This window comes from Phosphitispora fastidiosa (assembly GCF_019008365.1).
In the GTDB taxonomy this organism is placed as follows: Bacteria; Bacillota; Thermincolia; order Thermincolales; family UBA2595; genus Phosphitispora; species Phosphitispora fastidiosa.
On the sequence record NZ_JAHHUL010000006.1, the window covers coordinates 106,092 to 119,140 of the forward strand.

At 45.3% G+C, this 13,049-nt stretch carries 8 protein-coding genes; all 8 read left to right on the top strand.

All coding sequences use genetic code 11. From position 1 onward, the window contains the following. Positions 1-22 precede the first annotated feature (22 nt). The 8 genes from Ga0451573_RS08040 to Ga0451573_RS08075 all read left to right on the top strand — a co-directional run bounded on the left by Ga0451573_RS08040 (position 23) and on the right by Ga0451573_RS08075 (position 12,704). Positions 23-1,090: a cytochrome c3 family protein gene (locus Ga0451573_RS08040; RefSeq protein ID WP_231683370.1), complete on the top strand. Its 1,068-nt coding sequence runs from the start codon at positions 23-25 to the stop codon at positions 1,088-1,090. Positions 1,091-1,163: 73 nt separating this feature from the next. Beyond that, positions 1,164-2,390, top strand: a complete 1,227-nt coding sequence (locus Ga0451573_RS08045; protein ID WP_231683371.1) for a cytochrome c3 family protein — start codon at positions 1,164-1,166, stop codon at positions 2,388-2,390. A gap of 507 nt (positions 2,391-2,897) precedes the next feature. Further along, positions 2,898-4,427, top strand: a complete 1,530-nt coding sequence (locus tag Ga0451573_RS08050; RefSeq protein WP_231683372.1) for a cytochrome c3 family protein — start codon at positions 2,898-2,900, stop codon at positions 4,425-4,427. Positions 4,428-4,506: 79 nt separating this feature from the next. After that, complete coding sequence (locus tag Ga0451573_RS08055; RefSeq protein ID WP_231683373.1) at positions 4,507-5,148, top strand: tetratricopeptide repeat protein; 642 nt, start codon at positions 4,507-4,509, stop codon at positions 5,146-5,148. A gap of 13 nt (positions 5,149-5,161) precedes the next feature. Then, positions 5,162-6,130, top strand: coding sequence for an NHL repeat-containing protein (locus Ga0451573_RS08060; RefSeq protein WP_231683374.1), 969 nt, complete (start codon positions 5,162-5,164; stop codon positions 6,128-6,130). 21 nt (positions 6,131-6,151) lie between these two features. Continuing rightward, entirely contained in the window at positions 6,152-7,231 is a 1,080-nt protein-coding gene (locus Ga0451573_RS08065; protein WP_231683375.1) for a cytochrome c3 family protein, read from the top strand. 172 nt (positions 7,232-7,403) lie between these two features. Beyond that, positions 7,404-9,242: a cytochrome c3 family protein gene (locus tag Ga0451573_RS08070; protein WP_231683376.1), complete on the top strand. Its 1,839-nt coding sequence runs from the start codon at positions 7,404-7,406 to the stop codon at positions 9,240-9,242. Positions 9,243-9,587: 345 nt separating this feature from the next. Further along, the gene (locus Ga0451573_RS08075; RefSeq protein WP_231683377.1) at positions 9,588-12,704 is read left to right on the top strand and encodes a cytochrome c3 family protein; all 3,117 of its coding nucleotides are present in this window, start codon (positions 9,588-9,590) and stop codon (positions 12,702-12,704) included. The last annotated feature ends 345 nt before the right edge of the window (positions 12,705-13,049 follow it).

Sequence of the window (13,049 nt, forward strand, 5' to 3'; positions counted from 1 at the left end):
GGTTGAGGGAGGCTGGTTTAAGATGGGTATAAGAGATAAGTTTAAGTTTGACCTGTCAAAAACTGAAGATAAGTTAAAATTATTTATTCTGGTTAGTGGTACGTTGTTATTCCTGCTGGTGGCTGTAGTTGGCGGAATTTCACTGACCATGTCACCTGACTTCTGCAAACTTTGCCATAATGCCATGCAGCCGGAGTATGTGACCTGGCAGTATTCTTCCCACAGCAATATAGCATGTGTGGACTGTCATATGGAACCGGGAGTCATTAATATCATGAAGGAAAAAATTGTGGCTACCGGACATCTCTATGATTACATTACTGCAGCGTATGAGGAAGAACTGCCTATCAAAATGAAGCATGAGCTTCCCAGCCACTTGTGTGAACAGTGCCACTCAGTTGAAACCAGGTCATTTACCCTGTCAGGAGATCTTAAGGATCCCCATGAATATCATGAAAAGGTCGGCGTTAGCTGTGTCAAGTGTCACTCCGGTGTGGCCCACGGTAATATTGCCGGCAGAGCTGCTACCACAGAAGGTGAACTTGCTGCCTGGAGCGACAAAGAAGGCAAGGAAAACATGGCTATGGAGTTTGTAAGGCCTGATATGGACACCTGTGTTGCCTGTCATATCAACCCTGCCAAATATGGGGTTGAAGGAATAGAGAGTGTTACCTGGGATTGCGGCGCCTGCCATGAAGACATATTCACCCCGAATTCACACAAAGAAGCCACTTGGACCAGGAACCATGGTCTGGATGCAGCCGGACAGCTTAAGGATTGTGTCAGCTGCCATGCCATGGGTGTGGAACCTACCTTTGCCGCTGACGGTGTGAAAAATAATGTTATCAAAACCGGATCGACTGCAAAGGATTTTGCGTGGACCACTGAGTTCTGCATTAACTGCCACAGTCAAAAGCCAGATGACCACAAGGATAAGTCCCAGTGGATGCCAAATCATAAGCAAGCCGTTGCCGGTAAAGGGATGAATAATTGTATTGCATGCCACAGTATTCAGAAGCCAAAGGCAGGAGAAACTCTGCAATCACCTGCCAAGGAAGTTGCCTGCAACAACTGTCACTGGTTTAAGTAAGTCAATATTATTTATGGAATTCTGATCAGGGTCCCGGTGCAGGCTTAACGGGGGTCTTCAGTGGGGGATGGGGATGTTTAAAAGGCTCAAGCTTAATATGGAGCGAACAGAAGATCGTTTAAAGGCATTTGTCCTTATCAGCGGCGTAGTAACCATACTGCTGGTTTTGACTGCGGGAGCTGTCAGAATGACAATCAGCCCTGAGTTTTGCTCCAAATGTCATGTGATGACACCTGAATATGTTACCTGGAAGGCATCCTCACATGCCTACATTTCCTGCACTGACTGTCATATCAAACCGGGACTCGGTAATCTTCTGATTAATAATTTATCGGCAACAAAGGAACTCTATCTATATTTTACCGGCACATATGAGCGCCCGATTAAGATGAATCATATGCTAGAGGATCAAATCTGTACCGCCTGTCATTCTATGAAAAGGGAATTCACTCCGTCTGGGGACCTGATTATTCCACATGATAAACATGCCGCCAAAAATGTATTGTGTGTTCAGTGCCATGATGGCGTGGCCCATGGTGCCATAGCTGCCAGGAAGGTTACCGAAGACGGCAGGTATGAGGCATGGACCGTGGAAGCAGGCAGGACTCAGATGACCAAAGAGTTTACTGAACCCAAAATGAACAGGTGTCTGGCCTGTCATATGGAACCGGTCAAGTTTGGGATTAAAAATATCAAGAGTGTTACCCAGGCCTGTGAGGCCTGCCATACACAGATTAGCATGCCGGCTGACCACAAGGTTGAGAAGTTTGACTCAAATCATAGTCCGCTGGTGGAAAGTGAAGGGCTGGATTACTGTAATAAGTGCCACTCCTATTCACTGGAGGCTAAGGATATTCCGGCGGATGATCCGGTTGCCAGGTATGCCAGGGGCAATGTTTTCTGTTATGACTGTCACCAGAAAAGACCGGCGGGGCATACCGGGGACTGGCGGATGATCCATAAACAGGATGTTACCAATGGAGATGTATCAGGATGCCTGGTTTGCCACAATAATGCCAAACCGAAACCTGAGGACAAGGCAGTACCTACGTATTGTGCCAAATGTCATAGCAGTCAGAGTGCCGGTACAGAGCCTGCAGGAGGGGATGCAAAATCGGGTGATCCGGATAATCCTCCCGCTAATGTTAAACCCGGGACAGTTAAGTTTGAAAAATATCACCCGGGTGGATGGCGGACTTACCATCCGACTGTTGTCAAAGAAAAAGGCGCCAGCAACGAAGGCTGCTGGAACTGCCATGATACCACACACTGTTCAAGATGCCATACCAACAGCTTATAGAACCTAAATTACAAGGGATAATCAGCAATATTTACTCAGGGACATGTGTAAAAGCAGGGGAACTTAGTTTCCCTGCTTTTACCGGGCCCTTTTTGACTGGATGATTACCCCTGGTTATGCATAAATTGCCTTGGGAATGCTTTTGCGGCTTATTAGTACCTGGTTTAGTGAAATTAATTTTCAGAATAATCAGTCGAGAGCCCCAGGGAGGAAATAAGATAATATTGTGAATTACTGGTATTATGACAAATATTTGGGTTCTGAAGAAAAATTTCTTAACATCCAGAAGGAAAGTTGGTATGTTGTGTCGTACTCTATTAATTAGAACATCAAAGATTAAATAAGATGTCTTTCTCTAAACTTAACAGGCTGTTTTGACGATATATACATAGAGAGTAAATAATGGTATTGACATAACCTCGGGGGACTCCCCAAAGAATACCAATTGATATAACAGGACTCACATATTTGTCATGGTCCAAGAACGGCGAAAGGAGCCGGTTCAGTATGGAACGCAACAGGATATTGGTATTCGGTTTGCTGTTGGTGATGGTTGTTGGTATATTAATATCCCTGCCTGCCGTTCGCAAACAGATCAGCGAGTTTTTACAGTCATTCCAGACTGTTTCCACTGATACAGGGCCAAAACTGGCTGACAGAGAATCTGATAAAGAGGTTTGTGGCATCTGCCATTCAGATAAAAGCAGAGACTTTAACAAGCAGTTTCAGCACGCGCCTTTTGTCAAATGGTACTGCAAAGACTGCCATGTGCCGCATAATGTGGGTTCAGGGAAACACGAGTTTGTAGTTGATATTGACCAGCTTTGTACCACTTGTCACTTTAACAGGCTTGATGAAACCGAATATATTTACCAGCATAAGCCATATCAGCTGGGACACTGTACAGACTGCCACGACCCACATGCATCTGATTACCGGTATTTGTTAAGGACCTCACCTACTACTTTATGTACAGCCTGCCATAAACTGGATTTGGTTTACGATTTCCCAGTTAAACATAAACCTTACGAAATTGGCGCCTGTTCCGACTGCCATGTCCCCCATGCATCAAAAAATAGAGGCATGACCAGGCTTGCGGGTAAGCAGTTATGCTTTACCTGCCACTATGACAGGCAAAATGAGCTCCTGCTGCCGGTGCAGCACAAGCCCTATGCAAACGGCGACTGTGTCAACTGCCACGGCGCTCATGCAACCCCAGGGGAGAAACTGACCCTGGTGGCGGGAAACGGACTTTGCTTAAGCTGCCATTATGGCTTAAATGAAAAAATACAGGCAGGTGCGAAAAACGGGTATATCCATACCCCGGTGAAAGAAAAGTGTACCAATTGTCATGTTCCACACGCATCGGCAAAACCGGCCCTGCTTCCTGAAGCCAGGACGGAACTGTGTTACCTATGTCACTCATCCATGAGACCTGAATTTGCAAAAGCCTCCCACCACCCGGTGGGCAACGGCCTCCTGGACTGTGACGGGTGTCATGACCCGCATGTGGGCCCAGGGCCCAACCTGGTCAGAAAAGCCGGGAACGATTTGTGTTATATGTGCCATTTAGGACTCGAAAGTACCTATGAAAAGCTCCAGCATGCTACCAAAGCCGAAGGGAAAGGAGGCTTGGGAGCCTGTACCAACTGTCACGTACCACATGGGTCCGAGTATAAGCCCCTGCTGCTGGATAAGCAGGAACCGATGTGCAACAGCTGCCATACTGCTATAGGTAAGGCCAGAATAAACCACCCCTTTGGGGATAAGTACACCGATCCCTGGCGTGGAGGCACACTCCACTGCACTAGCTGCCACGGGCCGCATGGAACAGAGCATAAGCAGTTTACGCTGCTCTCTGATGACGAATTGTGTTTGAAGTGTCATGGGGAAAGGCGAAAGGACAATGAGAAGTATTTTAGTGTTCATAAGGTTATTAAACCCAAAAATGAACCCAAGGAAAAGACCATAGATACCACAGTTCCGCCAAGGGAACAGAACCGGACCGATGTCATTAATAAGAAGGCCGGAACATAACAAAATAATTGTTTCATCTGGATGATAGAAACCGGTTAATTACCAACCAAAACCGGCTAACCTGGTAGGAGGGCAAGAAATGGAAGAAAAGGAGCAGAAGGTTTCAGAAGTATCTCTGCGCACAGCTGTAATTTCTGTAGTAGTAGTTATTGTCGTGGTTGTATCTGTTGGTCTCTATTTAGGTAATACGTACTTTTGGAAACCGGTTGAAGAAAAAAATATACTTGAAAAGAAATTTGCAGTGGCCGAACAGGTCTACCAAAAATACCCCCAATCAAAAGATGCGGCTCTTGCTTATGCTATCGCGCTTTACACCCAGGGTGAAGAGGAAGAGGCATCTAAGAGATTTAAGGAATTGGAAACGCGCTTTCCTAAGGATACTGCAGTATTGATTAATTATGCTGTATTCAAAAAAGAAGCCGGTGACATCAAAGAGGCCAAGAGGCTGCTCGAAAAGGTGTTAAAGCAGTCACCCTACTTTGTGATGGCCAATGTTAATTATGGCATGATACTTCGTGAAGAAGGAAAAAATGATGAGGCTTTGGCAGCTTTTGATAAGGCACTAAAGATCGAACCTGGCGCAGCCGATATTCTTGTGGAAAAAGCCAAAGTATATGTAGCTATGAAAGATACCCAAAAAGCTAAGGAAAACCTGCAGAAGGCTATAAGTTTAGTTCCAGATTACGAGGATGCAGTGAAAATTCTGAATGAACTAAAATGAAATGGTGGCGAATATGAGCAAGAAAAGAATATCTAAACATGCATTACTAAATTTAATACTAGGTTCTGTATTGGTTGTGGTTGCGATTTTTGGCTACTTTTACATTAAGAAACTCAGTCCGGTCGAAGTAATGACTGCAGCAGTACCATTTCAGTCATTACCTGAGTACGAGTTTGCCTTTCCTATTTATGGGGGCGATACCGCTTTTAACAACCCATATGAGGTGCTGGCATTTGATGATGAGGTCTATGTGTCAGACCGGAAGAATAACAGAATAGCGGTCTATGACCGGACAGGCAAATTTACCAGGCAAATAGTCTCTGAAGAAACTTATTCACCTGCCGGGATGTGCTGGGACGGGACTAATCTGTGGGTGGCTGTCCCTGAAGCCAAACAGGTGGTTATGATGAACCCCGATGGTGTTATAATTGACAGTTTCAAGATGGAAAAAAACACTCTTCCATCTGATGTGGCGATTGACGGTGGGTTTATGTATGTCCTGAATAACATCGGAATGAATGTACTGAAATATGACCTGAACACCAGGGAAATGGTCACGAGTTTTGGCGGTAGCGGTGTTGAAGAAGGGAAAATGTACTACCCATATGGAATTGCTGTCAGAGAAGGCAATATATATGTAGCTGACTCTCTCAACAACAGAATCAACATATATGATCTTGAAGGTAATTTTGTTAAGAAATTGCCCAAACTCGAGGAAGGGGCCAAAGGCGGCGGGCTCTATGTTCCGCATGGCATCGCCTTTGACGATGACGGCAGGCTCTATACTGTTGAAGGTATGGCTCATCAGGTGACGGCCATCAATGACCAGGGAGAAATTGATTTGCGAGTGACCAAGAGCGAAACAATTGAGGACCAGGCCCAGGATATTACTTTACCGACTGATGTTACTTTTGATGAAGTTGGGCGGATGTATGTGCTAGAACACGCCTTTAAGCGTGTATTGGTTTATAAAAGAAAATAGCCTGGAAAGGAGGTGAAAAAGATGAGAAAGGTATTAATTTTGGTGATGATGTCGTTACTGATGACATTAATTTTTGCATCATCCGCAGTGGCCCTTGAACCCTATTATCATGGAGATTTTGACACCAACTCCGTAGGGTGTGCCAAGTGCCACGTTACTCACGCCGGTAGTGCCGCAGCTTTATTGATTGCCGGCCCAACTCAAACGGAATTTTGCTATTATTGTCATGCCGACATCACTAAAAACCCTTATGACGCAGCTCTGGGTAAAATCCAGACAGACCTTGAAGTATGGCCATCTCTGGCCGGTGGATTTGACAGTTCCTTTGATTTTGACACTAAGAACTATGATGCTACCGACGGTGCGGTTGGGGCTAACTACATAGCTTCTAGTTCAGTCCACGGGGTTGAATCATATGATGGTCCAGCCGGAGACAGTGATTGGGATATTGGAGCCCAAATCCCGGGTGGTACCAACACACTGGTAGGGAATTTTAGGTGCGGTTCCTGCCATGACCCTCACGCCGGAGGTACCTATCCGGCAGCCGGTGTGATGCCCCGTCTCCTGAAAGCCAACCTGTACGGTACTGACTTTGTTGTAGCTGACTTCCAGGACTGGACATTTTCTGCTGAGACTGCCTCTTCCGGGACCGACCTGAGAGCCAAGGTGCTTACAGGTTATGGTGACGAAGCAGGTAATTGGTGTGCCGGGTGTCATGACCTGTTTAACCAGACAGCCCATGATGCCGGTCAGGTAGCAGTGAATAATGCTTCTACCGGAAATGCGGACAAGTACATGCACCGCATGAACTTTACCGTGAATGCTGCTAACGTGGGTGACATTACAAATGCTACATTAGAAAAGCTGGCATTGTCGGTTGGCGGCGATTTGACCTGTTTGACCTGCCACAGGGCCCATGGTACTGCTTCAACAGTCACTGCAGGCACTGTCTTTAACCGGGCATGGAACTACCTGCATGGTGATGGAACAGCTGAAAGCGGCACTCAGGAATCTACAGTTCTGTTGCGGGAAAAAGAAAGAGATGTATGTTTTGACTGCCACGGTGCAGCTGAATTCAACAAACCGAGCCAGCAAGAATAATTTGCATCCAAATGGTGAGTGCCCGGTGATTTTACCGGGCACTTTACCACAGTTTTAATAATGCGTCATGTGATACGAATAAAGGCCATATATATAACTTTAGAAAACAAGCTGCTAAAGCATATTAACATATAGATTGATAGTGTAATCGTTTATGAGAGGAGGAGTTAATTTGAAAAAAATACTCCTGCTGATTTCTTTAACGGCAATATTTATGATGGTGGGCATGGGAAACGCTGCTGCTGTTTCTGACGATTGTTCCAAATGTCATGGGACGGTAATAGGCACCTTCACTGTGGATCCTCCGGTAACCAGCCAGACGTGTATGTTAGCATGTCATGGCGTAATCAGTTCTAGACATCCGTCTCCCAGTTGGCGGGCGGTTTTAGTTGATGGGGCAGGTTATTTTAAAAGTCCTGAGAGTATTCTAACCCCTGCTGCCACTATTCACCGCTATCATAATGGCAGTAACCTCCCTGCTGGCAGTAATGCCTGTAAAAGATGTCATTCAGCAGTAACATGTGAAGCCTGTCATAAGCCGGTAGCTCATACGGAACACGGCAGTACCGAGTACGCTGATTACCCTTCTTTCACATTAGCCACCGGCTCGGTATGGGGTAGCCAAACGTTGTCCTGTTCAACGTCGGAATGTCACAGCTTTTATGTTCCGGGGGTAACTGATATTAGAAAAGACGGAAAGCAGTTATGTATAAATTGCCACAGTACAGATAAATCCGGACATAATGAAGCTAACTTAGCCGGGGTTCACTCTTCTAAGAATGCTGCTCTCAGGCTGGGCGTCGCAGACTATATTGTATCCTGTGAAGGCTGCCATGCCGATACCTTGACAGCAGAACATAAAGCAGCAGTACAAAATGACAGTTTACCGGAGGACACTGAATGTGGGTATTGTCACGGCGGTTCGGCAGCGCCTCAGGTTAACAGTGTTGTATATGAAATTAAGGAAATAAACAGTTCTGTTGATGATCCGGGGATCCAGGCTGAGAACAGGAACTGTTCTAAATGCCACTTTGATGAGGTTGTCCTCCCGGGCAGATCACTGGAACATGTGACCTATCATATCGCATCAGAAAGTGATAATATTGATATTTCGGGAGCGCCACATGAGGACTGCAACACCTGTCATGCCAATACAGATTTGATGTCCACGATTTATGGTCTGGCTAAAACCCCAATATCAGACAGGGGCTATAGCTGTTTTACATGCCACAATGAACAGTTTGATATGGAACCTGTGCATTTGGCAGGTTTTGATGGGGATGAGACTGAGATTACCGAGGTACATCCAGGGTGCGGCACATGCCATACTCCAGGAAGTGAGTATTCTGAAAAGGTAGGGGAAATTCTTACCGACCTGAGCAATGGTACGGGCGGATATGAATGTATGGAATGTCATTCCGGTGAAACTCTTGACGAAGAACATAACGGGATAATTGATGCTAATTGTACAACAACATGCCATAAGAGCGCACTTACACTGGAGCATTTAGACAACCCCATTACCCAGGTAAGCAATGAGGATAATCCCCTCACTTGCGGCACCTGCCATAAAAATAATACTATAGAAATAAAAATAGCTATTACGACCGGAAATACTGATTGCACGGCCTGTCATAATCAGGCACATAATTTCAATATGATTCAGAAAGTGCCGGTTGATATCGCTCTTTATCCGGGTTTCCAATGGTCAACACCACAATCGGCTTTGATCTGGGCTGATGAAGCCTGGATGCCTTCAGGTTACGAAGGGGCAAAGTTAATTATATCCAACCGTACGAACGTTTCCAGGGTTGAAGTATGGGATTATTACAGGGAAGAAATGTCGTCAAATGGATGGTCAATGCCTTCAGTACAACTGTCCACAAATTCCTTTATAGCTGAATTTGTAAAAGACAGGAGAAAAGTCACCGTGTTTTTCTACGGTGGTGAAAATCACGCTGCTGAACCAATATTGCCTGGTGGTTACCGGTTGGAAATACTTTACAAGTAGTTTGTTGCATGCGGATAAGCCGGTATAGTTTTATACCGGCTTATTATACTTCAAAAGGCAGGTTCTAAAGAATAAACGTTAACATAAAGTTTTAAAAATACGAATATTACAAAAATACTGCAGGAGAAATTATAACATTGTTTAATATTACCAAGTATAAGGTTTAAAAGTAAGAAATTTTATTTTAATTGCTAACAACTTGACCGGTTGGCAATTTTTATTGTCGTCGGGAAATGGAAAAATATGTAACATAACCAAGGAAAAAATGTTAATCATACGAGAGGAGGTGAAATAAAAGTAATGCTAAAAAGTAGAAAAAAAATGTGCCGAAAGGAGGTTGGATATTTGAAGAAAACAATTTTGGCAGCTTTGGGTCTGTTTGTTGTCATGACACTATTTGCTTCCAGTGGAGTCGGTGCAGCTACTGCCGGTGATGACTGTACCAACTGCCACGGAACAATTGTTTCTGATTTTATGGTAGCGTCACCTACGCTGGGAGAGACCTGTACGGTCTGCCATGGAGTGATTACCGCACGACACTCTTCCCCTGCATGGATTGCTGTGTACGTTGACGGCGTAGGATATTTTAAATCAGCAGACAGTGTTTTAACCGGTCCCCCCAGCATACACTCATATCACAGCGGAATGAATACTCCTGCTGGGAGTGATGCCTGTGCCAGATGCCATCGAGCAGCATCCTGTGAAACTTGTCATACTCCTGTCAATCATAAACTTCACGGCAGTACCGAAATGGAAAGTTATCCATCATACATTGTAGCTACCGGGATAAGTTTTGGTTCTCTGGACATTAGCTGTTCCACTTCCAACTGTCATAAATTTTACTCCCCGGGCATTGTCCCATCAGGCCCAAACGATACAACCAACCTCTGCTTCAACTGTCACAGCACCGATAAAGCAGGTCATGACGATACCCAACTTGCAGCACTACATACTACCACATTTCCCAGTGAACTCATGTTTACCGGCCAACTGACAGGTATATATCCGGTTGATTGTTCAGGATGTCATAACAGTACTCTTGATGTTGAACACGCAAATCAGGATAAAGACTGTATGGCCTGTCACAAATCCACCAACGCTGCTGTAATTAACGTGATTGATATAGCCGACAACACTGAAGCCAACCGCGCCTGTGACAAGTGCCATTTCAATGCCGGAGTTATCCCAGTACCTGAGGAGCATCCACTTTTCCATATTGCCACAGAGAGTAACAATCTGCGGATTGACGGCGTGCCGCATGAGTCATGCAATACCTGTCACCAGAGGCAGGAAATCCTTCCTGAGATTGCAGTACTTGCAGGCAGTTCAGTTAAAAACTACTCATGTTTTGACTGCCACAACGGTGACGGGACCACAGGGTCCAATCCCAAGGCGCCTGTTCACAGCGCCGATTACAGCGGTCAGCAGATGGCTGTTATGGACGTACACACGAGTTGTGCATCATGTCATACTCCGGGCACCACATATGCCGCAGTGATTGACACAATCATTGCTGATGGCCGCAGTGACAGTTATTCCTGTACAGAATGCCATACTGACTTATCATCAGGCCACCAAGCCGCTTTTGAAGGGGTTCTGTATGATGATACAACCGCCTTCCACCTGAAATGTACAGACTGCCACAATGAGGCCTATAAGAGTGTTATTGCCGGGCTGAAGGAAGATGTAAAAGATGGTACAGGTTATGAATGCTCTGCCTGTCACCTGGAAGATAATGAAAAAGGCACATCACCATATTATCCTGTTCACCAGGCTGACGGAGAACAGATTGTAGGCTACCATCCATTGTCCTGTGAAACATGCCATGGAGTGGTTGACGGACAGTACCGGGTTGATATTGACCCCATCAGAGACAATGTCCCTGTACCAGGTTATTCATGTTCCGCATGCCATGGGGATATTGCCACAATGCATCAAAGCACGACAGACCTGGCAACAACTGACCTCATTGCTGCAGATAAGCCGGTTGACTGTTCCTGGTGCCACACATCAACAAACGAAACCTATGCCGTAAATAACCTCATCGGGGTTCATGTGGAGCCAAATATCACTTTAAACCAAGACTATACCTGCGGTGTATGCCATGACCCGGATGCTCCGGTAGGGGTTCAGATTGACACCGGTTTGACAGCCTGTGAAGCATGTCATAATGATGTTTCCGCACCTGCAAAACACCCGGAAGACCAATACGCTCCAGAGCATGAGGTGGATTTGTTCCCGGTATTTATGCCTGAATACAGTCCTGATTGCAGTACCTGTCATGCCGACTCCTTAATAGACATCCATTCAGCTGTCAGTGTTGGATGTGGCGCCTGCCATACTGATGAGCGATTTAAACCTGCAGTGGTAGGTCTTGATGTATCCTGTGAAGGCTGTCATGACGCCTCAGTCAATGCTGAAATGGATATGGCGGAAACTCATAAACCTTTCCATGACGCTGATACCGCGCTTTATCCGGATACCGTATTCTGTCTTAACTGTCACCAGACAGATGATTCAGCTGCAGGGCAGAATCTCCTGGCCGTGCATAAGAAACGCAGCAGTTCTACAGTGACCTGTGACTCCTGTCACGGGACAATAGCCAGGGATTCGGTGAAAGAGGCTATTGCAGCTGGGGATGTAAGCTGCCAGGCCTGTCATGGGGAAGGAGACCACACCCATAACGTAGTTGTTTACGAGGAACCTGAGGAAGTAGATTGTGCTGCTTGCCACGCTACTGATTCTACCGGTGGCGATACGGAATTGGCTGAACTTCATAACGCGTATGATAAAGACTGCGCGGCATGCCATACTGAGCCGTTTTATGGTGAAGTCATTGCCAGGGACGGAGAGCTTGATATGCTGATAAACGGATCAACCTCCATTTATTGCAGTGACTGCCACAACGGTAATACGGCAGATGGCTACCCGGTAACACGGGATGCTGCTCACCTGCCTGAACATAAGGCTGTTCAGGATATTGAACAGACGGATTTGGATTGCAGTGTGTGTCACTCCTTTAACATTACAGCCGGTACAGAATATGTTTTCACCGGTCAGGGATCTGCTGTCCATGAGGGAGGCTGCAATACCTGTCACGGTAATACAGGTATTCAGGAGATTATTAATCCCATGGTAGGTGAGAGTAATAACTACAATTGCACTTTATGCCACAACGGTTCAGATGCAAAAACACATGTGAAATTGCATAGGGTTGTTAATAGCGAAGGTTGTATCAATTGTCACGGTAATGGCGCTAATGATGTCGTTTTAGCACATAACGGAAATTGTGCCACCTGCCATACAGCCAGCCCCGCTATAGCTATTACCACAACAGTCATTGAGCAGAATCTCAGTTCGAATACTACCGTTAAGGAATATAGCTGTACCGACTGCCACCAGTCTGTTTCCCACCAGCGGGGCGGTCAGGAGTCCGCTCCCCAGAAGCGGATCGGAAGGTAAACTGCTGTTTTATAAGGAAGACCAATAAGTTCATTAAGCTGTGCCGGTCACAGGCACAGCTTTGAACAGGCGAAAACTCCTAAGGAAAGTAATACTACTGCTACAAAAGGCAGGTTCTACATCATGTGTGTTAAAGATACTAAAGAAATTGAAAATTGAAAAAATGTAGCAGGAAAAATTGTCACATTGTGTAATATTACAAAGTGTAAAAGATTTGAAATGCAATTATATAAATATGTATGAAAATATGAAATCCGACTATAAACTAGTTTTTCTAAATCTACGATAATAATATTGGGAAATATATTTAGATATATTAAGAAAAATTGTCATTATTTGCTAACA

Bases quoted from the DNA above. Each gene is read 5' to 3' on its own strand.
- Ga0451573_RS08050 (WP_231683372.1), top strand. From the start codon at position 2,898: ATGGAACGCAACAGGATATTGGTATTCGGTTTGCTGTTGGTGATGGTT.
- Ga0451573_RS08065 (WP_231683375.1), top strand. From the start codon at position 6,152: ATGAGAAAGGTATTAATTTTGGTGATGATGTCGTTACTGATGACATTA.
- Ga0451573_RS08055 (WP_231683373.1), top strand. From the start codon at position 4,507: ATGGAAGAAAAGGAGCAGAAGGTTTCAGAAGTATCTCTGCGCACAGCT.
- Ga0451573_RS08060 (WP_231683374.1), top strand. From the start codon at position 5,162: ATGAGCAAGAAAAGAATATCTAAACATGCATTACTAAATTTAATACTA.
- Ga0451573_RS08045 (WP_231683371.1), top strand. From the start codon at position 1,164: ATGTTTAAAAGGCTCAAGCTTAATATGGAGCGAACAGAAGATCGTTTA.
- Ga0451573_RS08040 (WP_231683370.1), top strand. From the start codon at position 23: ATGGGTATAAGAGATAAGTTTAAGTTTGACCTGTCAAAAACTGAAGAT.